General features: G+C 71.7%; 15 protein-coding genes, 1 tRNA gene and 1 riboswitch. Of the genes, 7 read left to right on the top strand and 9 right to left on the bottom strand.

The genetic code is table 11. From position 1 onward, the window contains the following. Positions 1–29: 29 nt before the first annotated feature. Entirely contained in the window at positions 30–413 is a 384-nt protein-coding gene (locus ACIBH3_RS10140) for a hypothetical protein (RefSeq protein WP_396311465.1), read from the top strand. A gap of 432 nt (positions 414–845) precedes the next feature. Here the strand turns inward: ACIBH3_RS10140 and ACIBH3_RS10135 are convergent, their stop codons facing one another. The 5 genes from ACIBH3_RS10135 to ACIBH3_RS10115 all read right to left on the bottom strand — a co-directional run bounded on the left by ACIBH3_RS10135 (position 846) and on the right by ACIBH3_RS10115 (position 5,941). Next, on the bottom strand, positions 846–1,691 hold the full coding sequence (locus ACIBH3_RS10135) for a S8 family serine peptidase (protein WP_396311591.1): 846 nt from the start codon (positions 1,689–1,691) through the stop codon (positions 846–848). Between the two features lie 531 nt (positions 1,692–2,222). Beyond that, positions 2,223–2,408 carry a hypothetical protein gene (locus ACIBH3_RS10130; RefSeq protein WP_396311464.1) on the bottom strand — a complete coding sequence of 62 codons (186 nt, stop codon included), beginning with the start codon at positions 2,406–2,408 and terminating at the stop codon, positions 2,223–2,225. Positions 2,409–3,187: 779 nt separating this feature from the next. Further along, positions 3,188–3,781, bottom strand: a complete 594-nt coding sequence (locus tag ACIBH3_RS10125) for a hypothetical protein (RefSeq protein ID WP_396311463.1) — start codon at positions 3,779–3,781, stop codon at positions 3,188–3,190. Between the two features lie 259 nt (positions 3,782–4,040). Continuing rightward, positions 4,041–4,128: transfer RNA gene (locus ACIBH3_RS10120), tRNA-Ser, on the bottom strand. A gap of 73 nt (positions 4,129–4,201) precedes the next feature. After that, the gene (locus ACIBH3_RS10115; protein ID WP_396311462.1) at positions 4,202–5,941 is read right to left on the bottom strand and encodes a S1C family serine protease; all 1,740 of its coding nucleotides are present in this window, start codon (positions 5,939–5,941) and stop codon (positions 4,202–4,204) included. 265 nt (positions 5,942–6,206) lie between these two features. Further along, a riboswitch (TPP riboswitch) is annotated at positions 6,207–6,358 on the top strand. Positions 6,359–6,401: 43 nt separating this feature from the next. On the opposite strand from ACIBH3_RS10115, the gene ACIBH3_RS10110 reads away from it, so the two are divergent. The 4 genes from ACIBH3_RS10110 (at position 6,402) to ACIBH3_RS10095 (ending at position 10,840) form a co-directional block, all read left to right on the top strand. Further along, positions 6,402–7,790: a purine-cytosine permease family protein gene (locus tag ACIBH3_RS10110; protein ID WP_396311461.1), complete on the top strand. Its 1,389-nt coding sequence runs from the start codon at positions 6,402–6,404 to the stop codon at positions 7,788–7,790. A 170-nt stretch (positions 7,791–7,960) separates the two neighbouring features. Continuing rightward, complete coding sequence (locus ACIBH3_RS10105) at positions 7,961–8,860, top strand: glycerophosphodiester phosphodiesterase family protein (protein ID WP_396311460.1); 900 nt, start codon at positions 7,961–7,963, stop codon at positions 8,858–8,860. Positions 8,861–9,172: 312 nt separating this feature from the next. Further along, the gene (locus ACIBH3_RS10100; RefSeq protein ID WP_396311590.1) at positions 9,173–9,790 is read left to right on the top strand and encodes an ATP-binding protein; all 618 of its coding nucleotides are present in this window, start codon (positions 9,173–9,175) and stop codon (positions 9,788–9,790) included. Between the two features lie 57 nt (positions 9,791–9,847). Beyond that, a complete protein-coding gene (locus ACIBH3_RS10095) occupies positions 9,848–10,840 on the top strand; it encodes a DUF5926 family protein (RefSeq protein WP_396311459.1) in 993 nt (330 codons plus the stop codon). A gap of 188 nt (positions 10,841–11,028) precedes the next feature. On the opposite strand, the gene ACIBH3_RS10090 is transcribed toward ACIBH3_RS10095, so the two are convergent. Next, positions 11,029–11,682, bottom strand: coding sequence for a bifunctional DNA primase/polymerase (locus ACIBH3_RS10090; protein WP_396311458.1), 654 nt, complete (start codon positions 11,680–11,682; stop codon positions 11,029–11,031). Between the two features lie 564 nt (positions 11,683–12,246). Here ACIBH3_RS10090 and ACIBH3_RS10085 point away from each other — a divergent pair. Together ACIBH3_RS10085 and ACIBH3_RS10080 are read left to right on the top strand one after the other, a co-directional pair. Further along, on the top strand, positions 12,247–13,800 hold the full coding sequence (locus tag ACIBH3_RS10085; protein WP_396311457.1) for a PP2C family protein-serine/threonine phosphatase: 1,554 nt from the start codon (positions 12,247–12,249) through the stop codon (positions 13,798–13,800). 229 nt (positions 13,801–14,029) lie between these two features. After that, positions 14,030–15,523: an aminopeptidase P family protein gene (locus ACIBH3_RS10080; protein WP_396311456.1), complete on the top strand. Its 1,494-nt coding sequence runs from the start codon at positions 14,030–14,032 to the stop codon at positions 15,521–15,523. 68 nt (positions 15,524–15,591) lie between these two features. On the opposite strand, the gene ACIBH3_RS10075 is transcribed toward ACIBH3_RS10080, so the two are convergent. The 3 genes from ACIBH3_RS10075 to ACIBH3_RS10065 form a co-directional block, all read right to left on the bottom strand. Further along, positions 15,592–17,055, bottom strand: a complete 1,464-nt coding sequence (locus tag ACIBH3_RS10075) for a hypothetical protein (RefSeq protein WP_396311455.1) — start codon at positions 17,053–17,055, stop codon at positions 15,592–15,594. Positions 17,056–17,105: 50 nt separating this feature from the next. After that, a complete protein-coding gene (locus ACIBH3_RS10070) occupies positions 17,106–17,726 on the bottom strand; it encodes an RNA polymerase sigma factor (protein ID WP_396311454.1) in 621 nt (206 codons plus the stop codon). Between the two features lie 359 nt (positions 17,727–18,085). Next, on the bottom strand, positions 18,086–18,604 hold the full coding sequence (locus ACIBH3_RS10065; protein ID WP_396311453.1) for a rhodanese-like domain-containing protein: 519 nt from the start codon (positions 18,602–18,604) through the stop codon (positions 18,086–18,088). Positions 18,605–18,673: the final 69 nt, after the last annotated feature.

Raw genomic sequence — 18,673 nt, 5'->3', positions numbered from 1 at the left:
CGGGCGGCGAAATCTTCGGAGGGGGACATATGAAGATCAGCAGGAGGCTCGCCACCGGTGCCGCGGTGCTGGGCATCGCGGCCGGGAGCATGGTGGGTGCGGCCGGACCGGCCAGCGCGGGCACCAACGGGCAACAGATCATCTTCCGGGACAGCCTCGGCATCGCGGGCTCGGTCAACATCACGGGCTACAACAACAGCGGCCAGTACGTGTCCAAGTGCGCGCCCACGCCCAACCACGACAACTACGTCAGCGGCTGGTGGTGGGTGGGCAAGGTCTCCATCTACGGCTACAAGGGCGCGGGTTGCCCCGTCAACGGCGCCGTGACCTACGGCACCGCCAACATCCCGGCGCAGCAGAGCGGCGACTGGACGGTCGTGAGCGACGAGACGTGGGGCATCGGCGTCGGCTGACGAGTACTCAGCCGCGCCCGTGCCCGTCGAGGCCCCGAGCACGCCACCGGTCGGGGCCCCTCGGCGTGCCGTCCGGCAGACCGCTCGGTGCGGGGAACGCAGAAGGCGGGTGCCGTAGGGCTTCCGGCACCCGCCTTGAGCAGGTGGATCTCCTACCAGCGGAGAGCGTGGGATTCGAACCCACGGTACGGGGTCACCGCACGACAGTTTTCAAGAACGAGTCCGTAGGCAGCACGTCCTTGGCCAGTGAGCCGCTGCGAAGCGCTCGCCATTGCACGGGGGCAGCAGTGCTGGTCCACAGCCGGTCCACGGCGATGCGGCGTTTCGGGCCTGTCAATCAGCGCCTTCCTCCCAGCGGGGGAGCTCAAGTGAGAGCAGAGCGACGACCGTGGCCATGCCAGTCGGCTGCGGAGACGTGCTACAGGAGCGCACTCACGGAGCAGTGGAGGTTGCGGCCTCTGGCGTGCTGAGCGCGAGGTCGGGAGCCAGGATTCCGGCGCCGTACTTTCCGGTGTCGCCGTGCGGTGGCCTGGTGGTGTTGCGCAGGTGGGCGATGACGCGGTTGGCGTCCCAGTCCGGATGGGCCGAACGAAGCAGGGCGGCGGCGGCCGAGGTGTAGGCGGCGGCGGCGCTGGTTCCGCCGTCGCCGGTGGCACAGACCGCGAAGTACGCGGTGGAGTTCGTGCATCCTCGGCTGTAGAGGGGCATTCGTGCGCCTGGGGCGGCGAGGCCGAGGCCTGGGCCCCAGGTGGAGAGGGTCGACAGCCGACCGTCGGGTCCTGTCGCACTGACCGCCAGGACTCCGGGATAGGCGGCCGGGTAGTTCAGAGGCGACTGGTAGGCGCCGGAGTTTCCGGCGGCCGCGATGACCACGACATCCTTGCTGACGGCGTAACGCACCGCCTCCTGCCAGGAGTCCGGGGAGGAAGGTAGCCCGAAGGACAGGTTTAGGACCTTCGCGCCGTGGTCAGCCGCGTAGCGGATGGCATCGCTGTCGCCGTGCTGGCTCCTCGGCCTGGACATGACGGCCTTGAGCGGCAACAGCGTGGCTTTGGGCGCCAGGCCCGGCAGACCGCGAGCTCCATTGATCAGTGCCGCCATCATGGTGCCGTGGGAGGTGACCTGATCGTCGTCGGTCTCCGGAGACCCGTAGCCGGTGAAATCGACTGCGGGAAGGCGTGGCCCGGTCAGGTCGGCATCTGCTTGGACGCCGCTGTCGACGAGCGCCACGGTCACCCCGTCGCCGGTGGAGATACGCCAGGCCGCCTCGGCGTGCATGGCCCGCAGCGGCCAGGGCAGCGTAGTCGGCCGAAGCACTCGGGGCGAGCTGTCCGCTGCCGGGCACAGTGCTGCCACGAGGGCGGCCAAGGCCAGGATGCGAGTCCTGCGTGCCACGGGGTGCGCTCCTACGAGTAGTGCCGGTACAGCTCGTCTGCAGCCATACCCGTGCCGTGGTGGACGGCAGAGCTGGAATATGTCGAGCGTAGCTGGGCGGCGTTCGCGGTGCGCTGCCGCTCGATCAGGAGTCCGGTGCCGTCGTCCGGATTACGGCTGCGATTCCTGTCCCTGCGGGACAGGAATATTGCGGACGTTGCTGCCACGGCTGCAAATCCTGCCAGAAGTGCGAGAACGGAGCCCATATCCCATTTCCTGATCCGTGAGCGGCGCTTTCATGCTGGCCCGGGCTCGGGCTGCTGGGTGCGATCCCCTATGGGCGGTTCGCGTTGACTTTCCCGCCTGCTGAGCGCCCCGTATTCGTTGGGAGGGGGCGACCGGATTGAGGTCGGCCCCTCCGGAAGGAGCCGCAGGTCAGCCCCGGCCGCCCCAGCCGCCAGCGAACTTGGTGACGCAGGTACGGTACTTGTACTCAAAGTAGGCGTCCCCGTGGTACCCCGAGTTGTACCAGGAGATGACGCCCTCGCAGGCCGCCCGAGTCGGCTGGAAGTATGTGGTGCACCCGTCGGGGCCGTCGTAGCCGCACTGGCCGTACTGCACAGAGGCAGGGGAAGCCGCGCTGGCGCCGGCCGCCCCGCCCATTACCGCCGCGACCGAGAAAGCCGCCACGGATATTGCCCGGCGAATGCGCACGACTCACTCATTTCTTTGCTTGCGTGATCGGAACGTTCTCGATCATGTCAGAGCTTGTGCAAGAAATGTGGAAATCTGAGCGCCGCTTGAGGGTTTGCGTCGCGTCCATGCCAGGATGTTAGTGTTGCTGAACCTTTATGGAGATCATGGCGTTCTGTTCCATATTGCCCGGTTCCGAGAAGTCGCCCGCAGGCAATGGCACGCCGGCGACGGCTGCGGCGAGGCAGTCGATGGTCTCCGTCGAGTCGTCCAGACTTACCCCCTCCCCGGTACAGGAGGGCGAGGGAGCAGACCTCAGGACCAACCCCACCGGGTCCAGGAAGGGCGGCTCCACGGTCTACCCACCTGCCAGGACCGGGCCGAGGACCGGGTCCCGCACTGAGCAAGACCAGGGGGCCACTCGGCCAAATTGCGGTCAGGCCCAAAGGCCCTGACCGAGAAGCGATGAGCTTACGGCCTCCCGATCACGCTCGGACCCAGACCAGACAGGACGCCGGCCAAAACCGCTCCACCACCCGCGAGCGCAGGTCAGAGCGCGCGACGAACTGTCTGCAGAGCCTGGGGCCCGCACTCAACAAGCTCTTCTGCACGACGGGCTTGCCCAGCGACCTGAGACCGCGTTTGAGATCTGTTGTTCTCTGTCCGTCAGCCCAGGTAGCGAGGCCTGGGGACCCGAGGACTGAGTTCTACCACCCGAGCTCTGACGGTCCAGCGATCTGCGCACCGACCTTGGATGCCAGCCACGCGACACGTTCGTCGTCTCCGTGACGCGAGTGGAGGAACACGGTGTGCTCAGGCGTGGGAGTCTCACAAAAGATGTCGTGGCTGTTGCAGGCGATCTGCAGCTCGGCGTACTTGTGCTCCTGTTCAAGACCCAGCTCGGGTACACACGGCCACGTCATGTTGTGCCACAGCACGTAGAGCGGGCAGATTCCCACACCGATGCGAAGGGCGTCAGCCACCTGCCCGAAGGTTCTCAGGCTCACCGTCACGGATACGGGAAATTCGCCGCTCTCCTTGCCGAAGGACTTGAGGCGAGCTTCGGGAAAGGCGGCGGTCAGTCGCTCCAGATCAGCTTCGGTTCGGGCCCACGCGTCCAGGTAGCAGTCAGTTGGCACGTACGAGCCGCCGATGGCAACCGAGCGGATGCCGGGGGTCGAACTCGGCCCGGTCGGGTAGCAGGGCCCTGAACTGGTCCCAGGCAGGTTCGAGCAGGCATGATGGCAGCGCGGGCACAGTCGTCCTTCGCGATCACAGAGCGTAGAGAACTCAATGATCACGCGGGGCCTGTGCCCGTTCTGCTGCCACCCCTCGTCGCGACCACCCTCCGCACCTACTGCCGGTCGCTCTAATACGCCGATCTTCCGGCAGGCTTTGCAGCCATGTCGGTAGATCCGCTGTCTGCCCCTCCGTCAGCTGAATCCAGCCGTGCCCCCTCCGTGCCCCAGCGGGTGGTAAGTGACAGCGAGCAGCAGGCGGTCACAGCTACCAACGGCATCGGCCCCCGACCAGATGTGCTGGTCAGGGGCCATTCTCCGGCGGAGAGCGTGGGATTCGAACCCACGGTACGGGGTCACCGCACGACAGTTTTCAAGACTGTTCCCTTAGGCCGCTCGGGCAGCTCTCCAGGCGGAGGTCAGCCTAACGGGTCCGGCGGGGTTCGGTGCACTCGGTTTGCGGGGTGGGGGTGGTGCGGGTGGCTACTGGTCGCCGGTGCGCTTGTCGAGGGTGACCTTGGTGGTGGCCGTCTGGCCGTTGCGGGTGTACTCGACATCGACGGTGTCGCCGGGCTTGTGCGTCCAGATCTTGCTGACCAGGGCCGGGCCGTTCTCGATCGGGCTACCGCCGAGCTTGGTGATGACGTCGCCGGGCTTGAGGCCCGCGCGGTCGGCGGCCTCGCCCGGGGTGACGGGCGCCTGGCCCTGGATGGAGTTGGTCTGGATCTGCGCGCCGTCGCCCTTGTAGTCGTCGTTGCGCAGGATGCCGAGCTTGGCGTAGACCGGCGTGCCGGTCTTGATCAGCGTGTCGGCGACCCAGCCGGCCTGGTTGATCGGGATCGCGAAGCCCAGGCCGATGCTGCCGGCCCGGCCGGAGCCCGAGGTGTTGGACTGGATCGCGGAGTTGATGCCGATCACCGAGCCGCTGCTGTCGAGCAGCGGGCCGCCGGAGTTGCCGGGGTTGATCGAGGCGTCGGTCTGCAGCGCGTTCATGTACGAGGCCTGGGCGCCGGTGTCGTCGCCGGAGGCGACCGGACGGTCCTTGGCGCTCACGATGCCGGTGGTGACGGTCGACTCCAGGCCGTACGGGGCACCGATGGCGATGGTGGTGTCGCCGACCTGGACCTTGTCGGAGTCGCCCAGCGGGAGCGGGGTGAGCTTGCCCTTCGGCGGGTTGTCGAGCTTGACGACGGCGACGTCGTAGCCCTCGGCCCGGCCGAGCACCGAGGCGCTGTAGCTGCTGCCGTCGGCGAACTTGACGGTCAGTTTGCCGCCGTTCGTGGCGGGCGCGACCACGTGGTTGTTGGTGAGGATGTGACCCTCGGTGTCGAAGACGAAGCCGGTACCCGTCCCGGACTCGCCGTTGCCCTGCGCCTTGATGGTGACGGTGCTGGGCAGGGCCTTCTGGGCGATGCCGGCGACCGAGTCGGCCGCGCGCTCGATCTTCTGGTTGTTGCCGGCCTGGACCGTGGTGCTGCGGTGGTCGTTGGCGGAGGCGCTGCCGGGCTGGTTGTGGTCGGTGACCACGACGCCGACGGCGCCGCCGGCCACGCCCGCGACCAGCGCCACGGCGGCGATCAGGGCGACCAGGCCGCCGCGCTTCTTACGCGGGCCGGTGGGTGCGCCGCCCGGGTACTCACCGGGGTAGCCGGGGACGCCGGGCCCGCCCGGGCCACCGCCGTGGGCGGCAGCGTGGGCGGCGCCCCAGCCGCCGAGCGGCTGGCCGGCACCGAACGGGCTGTGGGCGGCGTGCTCGGCGGGACCGGCGGCGGGCGCTGCCTGGACCGGGGCCGGGTTCCCGTACGGGTCCTGCGGCGCGCCGTACGGGTCGCGGGCGGCCGCGTACGGATCGTGGGCAACGGCCTGGGCGGGCGCCGGCGCCGCGTACGGGTACCCGGCGGGTGCGCCGGGGGCCGGCGCGGCGGGGGCCGGCGCGGCGGGGGCCGAGGCAGCCGGTGGCAGGACCGGCGGCGGGGCGTCCAGGTACGCCGGGGGCTGCTCGGCGGCCGGCGCGGCTGCGGTCGGCGCGGCGGGCACCTCGGAGGCGGCAGAGGCAACAGGGGCTGAAGGGGCAGGAGCCGCAGGCTCAACCGCGCCGGCCGCCTCGGGTGACTTCAGCCTGCCGAAGGCGAGCGTCGGCGTCGGCTCCCCCGCCCCCCGGGCGTCCGCCGGGGTGCCATCCCCCTGCGGCCCGGTGGACCCACTCTCGCGCTCGGTGCTCACGGACGACCTCCATAGCTGACAGAACCAGGAACCATAGTTTTTCGTATTGCGGATTCGTTTGCCGTAAGGGGCCCTCTGAAGAACTCCTAAGAATCCTTAGCCGGACCGAACGGCCGTACCCGACCATCGCCCGACCACCGGCCGACCACCCACCCGACGGCCCTTCGGCAGCGGCCCGGCAGCGGCCCCGACGTGTCCCGCGATCCGGACGGCACACCGCCCGGCCTTGGCGTTCACCGCAGGTCCGGCTACCCTGACGCTCCAAACTGACACACGCGGGAGCTTGGACCCCATTCCAGGCTGAGAGTGCGCTGATCGACCGTACGCCACGGTAACCGTGACGTGGGCGGCGAGGGAGCGCTGACCGCCGGAACCTGTCCGGGTAATGCCGGCGTAGGGAGTATCGGCCATGCCGTCTGCTTCGCCATCCTCTTCTTCGGGCGCGTCCGCGTCCACGGATTTGCCCCAGCCGTCCGACGCCGTTCACTCGGATGTCGCCGTACTGGAGCGTCCAAGACCGGTCGAGCGCGCCGAGGCGCCGCTCGTGCTCGACACCGCGCCGCCGCGCACGCTCTCCTTCCGTGACCAGTTCGCGCTCTGGGCCAACCTCGGCGTCAGCCTGATCGGCTTCACCAGCGCCGCGACGGTGCTGGGTGAGCCGGGTGCCGAGCTGTCCTTCACCGCCTCGGTGCTCGCGATCGTCGTCGGCACGGTGATCGGCACCGCGAGCCTCGGCGTGGCCGCGCTGATCGGGGCCCGTACGGGCGCGCCGGCCATGGCCGTGCTGCGCGGGCTGTTCGGAACGAAGCTGTCGTACGTCCCCACCGTGCTCAACATCGCGCAGTGCATCGGCTGGGGCGTGTTCGAACTCACCGTGATCGCGCAGGGCGCGCAGACGGTGGCGGGCACCGCCGACTACCGGTGGCTGTTCGTGCTGCTGGCCGGCGCGCTGACGACCGCCCTGACGATCTGGCCGCTGGGCTCCATCGCCGTGCTGCGCCGGTACGTGGCGGCGGCCGTGGGCGTGGCGATGGTGTACTTCACCGTCCAGCTGGGCCGTCAGGGCTTCCCGGACCCGGGCGCGGGCAACTGGCACGGCTTCCTGCGGGCCACCGACGCGATCATCGCGGTCTCGATCTCCTTCGTGCCGCTGGCCGCCGACTACACCCGGCACTCGCGCACCGGGAAGGCCTCGTTCTGGGGCTCGTTCTCCGGCTACACGATCGCCCAGGTCTGGTGCTACGTGCTGGGCCTGATCGCGCTGCTCCAGTCGGGCGGCGACGTCTTCTCCTCGTTCACCGGGGTCGCGGCCGGCTGGCTGTTCCTGCTGGTGCTGGTGCTGCGCGAGAGCGACCAGTCGTTCGCGAACGTGTACTCGACCGCGATGTCGATCCACAACCTCTTCCCGCGGGTCGACCGCCGGCTGCTGACCGGCGGGATCGGTCTGCTGGTGACGGCGCTGGCGCTGCAGATCACCGAGTTCACCGCCTCGTACTACGCGTTCCTCGGCCTGATCGGCTCGGTCTTCGTGCCGCTGTTCGCCGTGCTCGCCGTGGACTACTTCCTCGGCGCCGGCCGCCGCGGCTGGGACCTCTCCGAGCAGGCGCCCTCGCGCTGGCTGATGCTGCTGCCGTGGGCGCTGGGCTTCGCCGTGTACCAGTTCCTCTCGCCGTCGGCGATCGGCTCCTGGTGGGTGGACCTGTGGACGGGCGCGCAGAGCGCGCTGGGCTTCACCCCGCAGGAGTGGACCTCGGCCTCGCTCTTCGGCTTCCTGGTGCCGGCCCTCGCCACCTGGGCGCTCGGCCCGCTGAACCGCACCACGAAGGCGACGGCGCCGACCGCGTCCTGACCCGTCCCGGGGGCGCACGCGCCTCGGCGACGCACGCGCCCGGACGACGGACGTGCGCGGACGACGGACGTGCGCGGACGACGGACGACGGATACGAACGGACGAAGGCGGCCCCCGCAGTTGGGGCCGCCTTCGCCTTTGCGTCATTTCCGCCGCCTATCGTTGATCGTGTGACCGCTCCCGACCTCTCCCCGACCACCTCGTCCCGCACCGCGCGGCAGGTCCAGGTGATCGCCCACCGAGGCTCCTCCGACGCACTGCCCGAACACACCCTGGCGGCGTACCGCCGGGCGCTCGACGAGGGCGCGGACGCCGTCGAGTGCGACGTCCGGCTGACCGCGGACGGGCAGCTGGTCTGCGTGCACGACCGCCGGATCAACCGGGTCTCGAACGGGCGCGGGGTGGTCTCCGCGATGAGCCTCGCGCAGCTGGAGACGTACGACTTCGGTTCCTGGAAGCGACCGGCGGCCCAGGCCCCGAACGCCGGGAACGAAGGGAACGAAGGGAACGCCGGGAGCATCGGGGCCCCCGAGATCGCCGACGACCCCGAAGCCAGGGGCGTACTGCGGCTGGAGAGCCTGCTGGAGCTGGTGGCCGGCTGCGGGCGTCGGGTCGACCTCGCCATCGAGACCAAGCACCCCGTCCGCTACCGGGGGCGGGTCGAGAGCGAGCTGCTGCGGGCGCTGGAACGCTTCGGGATCTCCGGGCCGGACGGATCGCCGGCCGGGCCGGGACGGCCGCAGGCCCGGGTGATGAGCTTCTCCGCGCTGGCCCTGGGCCGGGTACGGCGGGCCGCGCCGCAGCTCGACCGGGTGTTCCTGTTCGACCGGATGGTCGCGCTGCCGCTCGGCCCCGGCCGGGCGCTGCCGGGCGGGGCCCGGATCGCCGGACCGGGGATCGACCTGGTGCGGTCCCGGCCCGGGCTGGTGACGGCACTTCGGGCGGCGGGGCATCAGGTGCACGTCTGGACGGTGGACGAGCCCGCCGATGTCGAGCTGTGCGTGCAGCTGGGGGTGTCCGCGATCATCACCAATCGTCCGGCGCAGGTGCTCGCGCAACTCGGCCGGTAGGCCGGTGGCCGGGCCGCCGGCGCCATCGGCCCACGCGCATCGGTCCACGCGCATCGGTCCATGCGGATCGACCACCGAGCATCGGCCCGTGCACCGGCTCGCGTACGGGTCCGTGCCCCGAAGCGCGCATCAGGTTTCCGTCCGATACCGACCCGGAATTGCACCGAGGGTGAGCGTTGAATGACCTTTTGAGTACCGTGCGTCGCGAGTCTTGAAATGTCCGCGCGGGATCGCTCCCCGGTCGTTTCCGACGCATTCCCAAGGGGCATCCATCCCTCGGCATACGCTGAAGGAGGTCCGGGGGTGGCGTTGATGATGGCGCGTGAAGTGCCGACTTCATCGACCATGGCGGTACCGCACGGCCCATCGAGTGTCGGGGCCGCGCGGCGCCGACTGCGTCGAGATCTCGGCGATCGAGAGATACCGGACACGGTGATTGACGATGCGGTTCTGATCCTCTCGGAACTGCTCAGCAATGCGTGTCGTTATGCGCGGCCGCTCGGCCCGCTGGCCGGCCTGGGCGACGACGCGGGGGCCGAGGTGATCGAGACGGTCCTGGCCGGGGTGCCCTCCGGCAGCAGCCACGGCTCGGGCGCCCACGGCGGTGGCCCGCACGGCGGCGGCATCCACGGCAACGGCGGCCACGGCCAGGGCCCGCACGGCGGTACGGACGGCGGCGTCCTGGTCGGCTGGCGGCTGCACGCCGACGGCATGCTGACCGTGGAGGTCACCGACGGTGGCGGGATCACCCGTCCGCTGCCCGCGAGCCCGTCCGTCACCGCGCGCGGCGGGCGCGGCCTGGGCATCGTGGACCGGCTGGCCAGCGACTGGGGCGTGCGTGACGCGCCTGGCGAGGTGACGGTGTGGGCGGCGCTGCCCGCGCGGGCCCGGCACGCCCGGCGCGGAGGGAGCGACGCGCGAAGCGCGTGAGCAAACCTCAGTAGGCTGCCGGGAGCAAGTCGTCATCGTCCCCGGGAGAGCCGCACCATGGGCAAGAAGGCCGCCAAGAAGGCGCCGCAGCGCAGCCAGTCCGCCACCACCGCCAGCGCCACGGGCGACATCCCCGTGGTCGGAGCCCGCGAGATGTGCCCGTGCGGGTCGGGCCGCCGGTACAAGGCGTGCCACGGACGGGAGGCCTCGCACGCCGTCCAGGAGCTCGTGCACCGCCCGTTCGAGGGCCTGGCGGGCGAGGCGGACTGGGTGGCGCTGCGCGAGCTGGTGCCGGCCGCCACGGTGCCGCTGACGCTGGCGGCCGGGGTCGTCCGGGAGGCGACCGGTGAGGTGCCCTCGGTGACGCTGGCGACCGTGCTGCCGCTGGCCTGGCCGGCGCTGCGCCGTGAGGACGGCTCCATCCTGCTGGGCCTGCAGACCCAGTCCTCCTCGGGTGACCTGAGCCGCGACCTCGCGGACGCCCTGGAGCTGGCGCTGGCCACCGAGCCGGGCTCGCCCGTGCCGGCCCGCCGGACCGTCCCGGGCGGCCGCCGCCTGCAGGACCTGCTCGACCCGCAGGCCTCGTTCGCCCCGGCCGTGCACACCGGTTTCGAGTTCTGGCTGGAGGACGCCGAGTCCGCCACCGGCGAGGTGGCCGCCTCCCTGGAGCGGGCCAACGCCTCGGCGATCCCGACCGAGAAGCTGTCGAGCGTGGACTCGGCGTACTGGTGCGGCACCCCGGACAAGAACCACCTGCGCTGGGTCATGACCGTCCCCGAGGAGCAACTGCTCGACGCCCTGGCCAGGCTGACCGCCGCCGACCGGTCCTCGATCGGCCCGGACACCCGGCTGGTCGGTTCGTTCCGGGCACACGGGCTGACCGTGCCGGTGTGGGACCTGCCGCTGGAGATGACGGCGGCCGACTGCGAGAAGCCGGCGGCCGAGTTCGCCGAGCGCCTCGCCGCCACTCTGAAGGGTGACGCGCCGCTCACGGCCGAGGAGCGTCGCGCCCGTGCCAACCTGGTGAACCGTCAGGTAACGCTCAACTGACGGTTGGTGATACGCGTCACATTGCCGCCGCCGTCCGCAATTTCCGGGCGGCGGCGGGGTCTTGGAAATTGGCGCGGGGGCAGATCCTTGTTATGTTTGAAGAGTCCGGTCGCTGGTGCATCCCCCGTCGCCAGCGGCCGGATCTTTGTTTTCCGCCTTCCCGCGCCTCCCGGACGCCCCGGAGGGGGTCAGAATCGCGGGTGTCCGCTGTCCTGTGTCGCGGTCGCGGTGACCAGTTCCTCCAGTAGCGGGCCGACCTCCGGCAGCCACACCCCACCGCCCGGCGCCGCCTTGGGCGCCAGCACCCAGCGCACCCGGCCCTGCGCGCAGCCAGGCGGCAGCGCCAGGTAGCCGCCGGGGCCGTGGTAGCGCAGCGAGCCGGGCACCCAGTCCTGCTGCGAGAGCAGCTCGGCGAGCGCGTCCAGCGAGTACGGGGCGACCAGCAGGGCGTACCGGCCCGGCATCGCCAGGACGGGGCCGAGCGGCATCCGCAGCGCCTCGAAGTACGCCAGCGCCCGCGCACCGGCCTCGGCGGGCAGGCTCACCGCCGAGACGGCGCGACCGGTGGCCACCAGGACGGGCGCGTCGGGGTTCTGCCGCTCCCACCACCACTGCACCATGCGCGGGTCGGTGGTGGCCGCGAGCAGCGGCGGGTCGTGCGGGTGCGCGCCGGGGACGGGGCACTCGGCGCTGTCACAGGTGCAGTGGCCACCGGGCGCGGGCGCCCCGGGCACCACCGGCCAGCGGTACTCGACGGCGGCGGACAGCGCCGCGGCGAGCCGGGCGGCGCGGGCCTCCCGTCGTGCCCTTCGGGTCTCACGGGTCTCACGGGTCTCACGCATGAGCGTTCGTTCCTTTCCGTGGCCGCTGGGTTCGCCGGCCCCGCCGTAGCCGTCACGGCCTCGGGGACCGGCCATCACCGCAGTACGCGGAACGCGCCGGACGGCGCGCGGGATGTGCCGCGATGACGTGGAACACGACATGGAACACGACATGAAAGGGTCCCGAAACATCGGTCCCTCGGAACGAGAATCCCTCATGCGACCAGATGGACGCTGCTCAGAAGCTGCTGGTTCCACCGTACGAGTGAGTGACTTCCGGCCAGCCCGGCCCACGGGCGGCGGAAGCATACGATCCGGACGGCCACCGAACCGGTCGTCGGAGCGACCGGCGGCGAACCCCGTCACTGGCACTCTGCCCGCTCCCCGGGATTCCATGCGGGCTCCGGGACGCAGAACCAGCCACCCGGCCGGGGGCCGATCCTGGACATGCCCCAAATGGCCTGTGTAGAAGTGGTGGCATTCCTGACGATCAATCACGAGTAGTGACGAGTAGCAGCGAATCAAGCCATCTGGCCGGACCTGGGGGTTACGCATGACCCGTACCACCGTGCTGGGAGTGACGGCATGAGCGAGTCCCGTCCCGCCGCGGAAGCGGCCCAGGCACCGACGGCAGTACCCGCGGCCCTGGCGGCCGAGGCCGGCCGGGGCGCCGCCGGGAGCGCCCTGGGCACTCCCGGCCCCGCAGGCGCTGTGGGCGCCCTGGAGGCCCTCGGCGGCCCGGACGGCGTGGAGGCCCGGCTCTCCGTGCTCGACCTCCCACCCACGCAGCCGCTGCCGGACCCGGCGGGCGTACTCGCCCGGCCCGCCACCCCCGCGCGGGCCGCCCGGGCCGTGCAGGACCGTTTGGCCGCACTGCTGTCCGATGCCACCAGCCTGCACGAACACACCGGCCTGCTCGCCCGGGCCCGCGGGCTCACCGCCACCCTGACCGCCGTACTGAGCTCCGGCGCCACCCTGCTCGGCGCCCGCCGCGGTCTGCTGGTCACCGCGGCGCCCGGCGGGGCGAGCCAGCCCGTCGGCCTCGGCCTGGACCGGGCCAGCCTCGGCGCGCTGGAGACCGTACCGGCCGAGCAGGGCCCGTTCGCCGGGCTGCTGCGGGCCCACGCGCGGCCCGGGGAGCTGCTGCACGCCGATCTGGCCACCGACCCGGCCGTCGGGCCCCGGCTGCGCGACGTGGCCCTCCAGCTGGGCCTGGGCGCCTGCTACGGCCTCCCGCTGGCCACCGACGAGGACGGCCCGCTGGCCGCCGCCGTCTGGTTCTACGACGAACCCGCCGAGCCCGGCCCCCGCCGCCGCGAGCTGGCCCGGCGGTACTGCGAGGTCGCCGCACCGCTGCTGGCCACCCAGCTGGAGGCCGAACGGAGCCGGCGCGCCACCGAGGCGCTGCGCCGGGGCCTGCTGCCCGACCGCCTGCCGTACCTGCCCGGCCTGCGGCTGGCCGCCCGCTGCGTACCGGCCGGCCTGGACCGGTCCGCCGGCAGCGACTGGTACGACGCCATCGCCCTGCCGGACGGCACCCTCGCGCTCACCGTGGGCAGCGTCTCCGGCGACGGCCCCGGCGCGGGCCCGGGCTCCGCCCCCGGCGCAGCCGCCGCGATGGGCCGGATCCGGGCAGCCCTGCGGGCGTACGCGGTGCTGGAGGGCGAGGACCCGGTCTCCGTCCTGGGCGATCTGGAGCTGCTGCTCAAGACCACCGAGCCGGCCCGCAGCGCCACCGCCGTCTACACCTGGGTGGAGCCGGCCGAGCGCCGGATCACGCTGGCCGGCGCCGGTCACTGCCCGCCACTGCTGATCACCCGGTACGGCGCGAACTTCGTCGAGACCTCGCTCTCCGCGCCGCTGGGCATGCTCAGCTGCTGGGAGGCACCCGGCATCGAGCTCTCCGCCGAGCGCGGGGACATGCTGGTGCTCTACACCGAGGGCCTGGCGCGGCGCTGCGGCGCGACCCTGCACGCCGGCCAGTCCGCGCTGCGGCGGGCCGCCGCGGACGCCCCACGCGACGTACGGATCGACCCGGACCTGCTCTGCGCGCACCTGCTGGCCGGCTGCGCCGCCCCGGGCACCGGCACCTCGGCCCCGACCGACGACCTGGTGCTGCTGGCCATGCACTTCGAGTAGCCGCGCCGCAGCCGGCCGGGCCCTCGCTGCCGCCGGGCCGTGTCCCGCACCCGCCTCCTCGCCCGCCTGTCCTCGCCCGCCGCCCGGCCCCCCACCGCCCGGCCCCCCACCGCCCGGCGGCCCCGAACAGGTGATCGCCCGGCCGTCCGTACCATGGGACGCACGGCCGCCCACGCGTGTCGCGATCCGACGCGTCCGGGGCGGCAAGACTCGCAAGGAGGCGACGTACGTGACCGAGGACCGTACCCCGGCGGTGGCCGAGAACCCCGAGGCCGCCGACACCGGCGCGCAGGAGCAGTTCAAGGGCCGCAAGAACGGCCTCTACTCCGAGGTGTCCGACGAGCTCGCGGCGTCGATGAAGTCCGGCTGGGCCGACACCGAGCTGCGCGGCCTTGAGCCGCTCCCCCAGAGCCCGTACGCCGCCGCGCGCCGGGCCAGGCTGTCCGCGGCGTACCCCGGCGAGCGGCTGGTGATCCCGGCCGGCAACCTGCGGGTGCGGGCCAACGACACCGAGTACAACTTCCGCGCGGCCAGCGAGTACGTCCACCTCACCGGTGACCAGACCGAGGACGCGGTGCTCGTCGCCGAGCCCACCGGCGCCACCGGCCACGACTTCGGCCTCTACCTGCGCCCCCGCTCCAACCGCGAGAACGGCGAGTTCTGGCTCGACGGCTACGGCGAGCTGTGGGTCGGCCGCCGGCACAGCCTGGGCGAGGCCGAGCAGCTGCTCGGCCTGCCCGCCCGGGACGTGCGCAAGGCCGCCGAGGAGCTCACCGCCGCCACCCCCGCGCCCACCCGCCTCGTGCGCGGCTACGACGCCGGCCTGGAGGCCGCGCTCGCCGACGTCCTGGACGAGGAGAAGGACGCCGAGTTCAAGGAGTTCCTCAGCGGGCTGCGCCTGGTCAAGGACGAGTTCGAGATCGGCGAGCTGCGCGCCGCCTGCGCCGCAACGGTCAACGGATTCACCGACGCCGTACGGGAGTTGAGCCAGGCCGTCGCCACCTCGGAGCGCTGGATCGAGGGCACCTTCTGGCGCCGCGCCCGGGTCGAGGGCAACGACGTCGGCTACGGCTCGATCTGCGCCGCCGGCCCGCACGCCACCACCCTGCACTGGGTGCGCAACGACGGCGACGTCCGCCCCGGCGAGCTGCTGCTGCTGGACGCCGGCGTGGAAACCCACACCCTCTACACCGCCGACGTCACCCGCACCCTGCCGATCAACGGGCGCTTCAACGAGCTCCAGCGCAAGATCTACCAGGCCGTGTACGACGCCCAGGAGGCCGGCATCGCGGCCGTCCGCCCCGGCGGGCGGTTCCGCGACTTCCACGACGCCTCGCAGCGGGTGCTCGCCGAGCGGCTGCTCGCCTGGGGCCTGCTCGACGCGTCCGTCTACGACGTGGAGAAGGTCCTGGAGCTCGGCCTCCAGCGCCGCTGGACCCTGCACGGCACCGGCCACATGCTCGGCCTGGACGTCCACGACTGCGCGCACTCGCGCCGCGAGGTGCACGTGGACGCTCTGCTGGAGCCCGGCATGGTGCTGACCGTCGAGCCGGGCCTGTACTTCCAGCAGGACGACCTGACCGTCCCCGAGGAGTACCGCGGCATCGGCATCCGCATCGAGGACGACATCCTGGTGACCGCCGAGGGCAACGAGAACCTCTCGGCGGGCCTGCCCCGCCGCGCCGAGGACGTCGAGGCCTGGATGGCCACCCTCGCGGGCTGACGGCAGCACGAAGCGGGGCCGGCTCCTGTACGCCAGGAGCCGGCCCCGCTGCGTCTTCCGGGGGTTCGCTACTTCGCGGCCACCCGCACCGGGATGGTCTTCTCGCCCACCACTGTCATCTCCCCCGTCCCGTCGTACGGCAGCAACGACCGAGCAGTGATGGGAAGTACGCCCGCGCCGTCCTTCGTGGTGAGCTTCATCCGGTAGTTCACCGTCTTGCTCTGGCCCGGTGCGAGCGGGAACGCCGCGTTGACCCGCCGCGCGAGGTAGTCATCGGCACCGCCGAGCATGCCGAGGTCGAGCGTCTTCCAGGTGTCCCCGTCCTGGAACTCCAGTGTTCCTGCGGTCTTTCCGAGCGCATCAGCCGCGTTGCCGGCGTACCCCTCGGCGAACACCACGGGCTGGACCGAGGCGTATTTGGTCTGGCTGGTGTTCTTCCAGGTGACCGAGAACGGTACAGAGGTGCCGCTGTTGGACACCTGCTGCCCCACGCTGAGGCCCTCGAAGGTGACGACGATGTCGTTCTGGTGCGCCTTGAGCACAGGTGCCTGACGCCCACTCAGGTCCAGAGTGTCCAGGATCGACACCAGACCCGCCTGGTAGTCGGCCTTGAGTCCGTTCGCCAGCACGAACACCTGGTCCTTGGGCAGAGCCCACAGCTGCGAGGTATAGCTGTCCTTGGCGTTGCAGGTCACCTGCTGCTGGACCTTGTAGATTGCCCGGCCCGCCACGATGTCCGCCGACTGGACGCCCGTGGTGGCGTGGGAACCGGCCCGCTCATCGTCCGACATCGGGTGCGGATTGGCCCAGGCGGGGCACTCGGGGTTGCGGATGAACGCCGAGTCCGAGTCCATGTCGGCCAGCGTCGGCCAGACCGCTTGCTCGACCTCCACCGGAGTGTTGTAGCTCGTCAGACTCACGCCGTAGGGGGCGCACAGCCCCGGATGCCAGTTCGCCACACCGGCCGAGGCGGACGCCGACGGCGGGGAGGACGAGGAACCCGTCGAGGGTGCACCGGGACTCAGCACACACAACGTGGTGGAGTCCGCCGCCGGGGGCACGACCGTCCACCCCGCCGGGACCTGGAACTTCAGGCTCCGGAAGGTGTAGGGCGTCGCCTTACCGCCGACGGTCGCCGTCGTCGGCGTTCCGCTGCGGGTCCCCGCCGCCGGGGGGACGGTGCTGCCGTCGTCCTCGCCGTCGTCGGCCGGCTCGGTGGTCGCGCTCGGGCTCGTGCTCGTGCTCGTGCTCGGTGTGGGCGCGCTCGGGCTCGCCGAGGGCGTGAAGGTCGGGCTGGGGGTGGCCGTGAGGGTCGCCGCCGGCGGGGCGTCGTTGCGGTTGGCGACCGAGTCGCCCTTGAACCCCAGCACGCTGAAGGCCAGCGCGGCCGCCAGGCCGAACAGCGGCACGGCCGCCACGTACACCGGCCGGAGCCGGCGGACCCGGCGGTTCGGCGGCGCCGCAGGGCGCAGGTCGTGCGCGGAGATCTGGGACGCGCGGGCGCTCAGCGCCTCCCGGAGCAGTTGTTCCATGGGACTCTCTTCGGGGCCGTCCCCACCCGTTCCACCCGGATGCTTCTCGATCATCGAACCTTCTCCAGCTGCTTCTCCAGGGCGTCCAATGCCCGGCTGGCCGTGGACTTCACGGCACCCCGGGAGAGCCCCAGGGTCTCGGCTATCTGTGCCTCCGACATATCGGACCAGTACCGCAGTACCAGCACCTCTCGTTGACGTGACGTCAGCTCCTGCAGTGCCACCACCACCCGCCAGTGCTCGTCGTTCAGCACCGCGTGGTCCTCGGCGGACGGCGCGTCCGCCTCGTGCGGCGGGACGTACTCGCGCGCCGTCTTGCGGCGGCGCAGCATCGAGCGAGCGCCGTTGACCACCGAGGTGCGCAGGTAGCCAAGGGCGTTGTCGAGGTCGTCCAGCTGCTCACCGTGCCGCTGGTACAGAGCGGTGAATGCCTCCTGCACCACGTCCTCGGCGAGGTCCTGATGGTCGACCAGGAGGACGGCCATCCGTACCAGGCCGAGACGATGGGCATGGTAGAGGTCGGTCAGGGTCGGCCGGTCCTCCGCAGGCTTGCGCCCCCCGCGCAACAGCCGGAAGCCCGACCGCTTCTCGGTCACCGCCGCCTGCTCCGACTCCGGGCCGGGGCCGGCGACCGCCGCCCCGGCCTGCTGCGCGCCGAAGAGAAGCTGCAACAGCCCCCTCAGGGTGAAACCCCGCCCCCCGGCAGGTACTGCTGTCGGCCCGATGGCCATGGACATGTACGTGTTCGCTTTCCCCCGGGACGGGCGACGATGGCTGCACCACCGCCTGTCGGCAGATGATCAAGTTCGAGATCGGGGCGATTGTGCCAGCGCTGCCGGAGCCCGCCGCGTTCTGCCCCCCTCTCCATGGACGTCCGACCCCGGCCGAGGTTGCAGGCCGGCCGCCAGAAGTTCTGCGGAACGCAGAGGCGCCACCCACAGGTTGCAGTGGGCGGCGCCTGAACGGATCTGACGGATGGTCGGTCGCGGGTGATCGATCACGGGCGAGCAGGTCGCCGGCGGACGGGGCGTCAGCAGACCAGACCAAGGTCGGCCGGGGTGGCCGTCCTGGGGTCGACCGGGCGGCGGCCCTCGGTCGGCCAGCCCTCGCGGATCCAGTACTCCAGGCCGCCGATCATCTCCTTGACCTCGCGGCCGAGCGCCGCCAGCTTCATCGCGCCCTTGGTGGAGCCGTTGCAGGCCGGGCCCCAGCAGTAGACGACCAGCAGGCCAGGCGGGAGCTCCGCGACCCGCTCGGGGGTGATCTCGGCGATCGGCAGGCTGATCGCGCCGGGCAGGTGGGTCTTGCGGTGCGCTCCCTCGGCGCGGACATCGAGGAGCGTGAAGTCCTGCACACCGTCGCGCATCGCGTACCAGACGTCGGCCGGGTCGGCCTGGCAGCCGAGGCGCTCCGCGAAGAAGGCGAAGGCGCGCTCCGGCGCGAGGGCGGGGATCTCGGTGACCGGCGAGGTGGCGGTGTTCGCGGTGGCGGCGGTGGCCGCGGTGGCGGTGGTGGCCGCGGTGGCGGTGGTGGTCGCGGTGGCGGTCATCTTCGGTCTCCTGGCGGTCGGGGGTGGTCCCTTGCGATGACTAGATCCTCCGGCCCGGCCCAGGGGCGC

Source organism: Kitasatospora sp. NPDC050543 (assembly GCF_044457565.1).
In the GTDB taxonomy this organism is placed as follows: domain Bacteria; phylum Actinomycetota; class Actinomycetes; order Streptomycetales; family Streptomycetaceae; genus Kitasatospora.
This window is presented reverse-complemented; position numbering and strand designations above follow the sequence as displayed.

What these genes read in the sequence shown, in the direction of transcription:
- ACIBH3_RS10075 (WP_396311455.1), bottom strand. Translation starts at nt 17,055, where the DNA reads ATGGAACAACTGCTCCGGGAGGCGCTGAGCGCCCGCGCGTCCCAGATC.
- ACIBH3_RS10065 (WP_396311453.1), bottom strand. Translation starts at nt 18,604, where the DNA reads ATGACCGCCACCGCGACCACCACCGCCACCGCGGCCACCACCGCCACC.
- ACIBH3_RS10085 (WP_396311457.1), top strand. Translation starts at nt 12,247, where the DNA reads ATGAGCGAGTCCCGTCCCGCCGCGGAAGCGGCCCAGGCACCGACGGCA.
- ACIBH3_RS10100 (WP_396311590.1), top strand. Translation starts at nt 9,173, where the DNA reads ATGATGGCGCGTGAAGTGCCGACTTCATCGACCATGGCGGTACCGCAC.
- ACIBH3_RS10140 (WP_396311465.1), top strand. Translation starts at nt 30, where the DNA reads ATGAAGATCAGCAGGAGGCTCGCCACCGGTGCCGCGGTGCTGGGCATC.
- ACIBH3_RS10090 (WP_396311458.1), bottom strand. Translation starts at nt 11,682, where the DNA reads ATGCGTGAGACCCGTGAGACCCGTGAGACCCGAAGGGCACGACGGGAG.
- ACIBH3_RS10095 (WP_396311459.1), top strand. Translation starts at nt 9,848, where the DNA reads ATGGGCAAGAAGGCCGCCAAGAAGGCGCCGCAGCGCAGCCAGTCCGCC.
- ACIBH3_RS10135 (WP_396311591.1), bottom strand. Translation starts at nt 1,691, where the DNA reads ATGCACGCCGAGGCGGCCTGGCGTATCTCCACCGGCGACGGGGTGACC.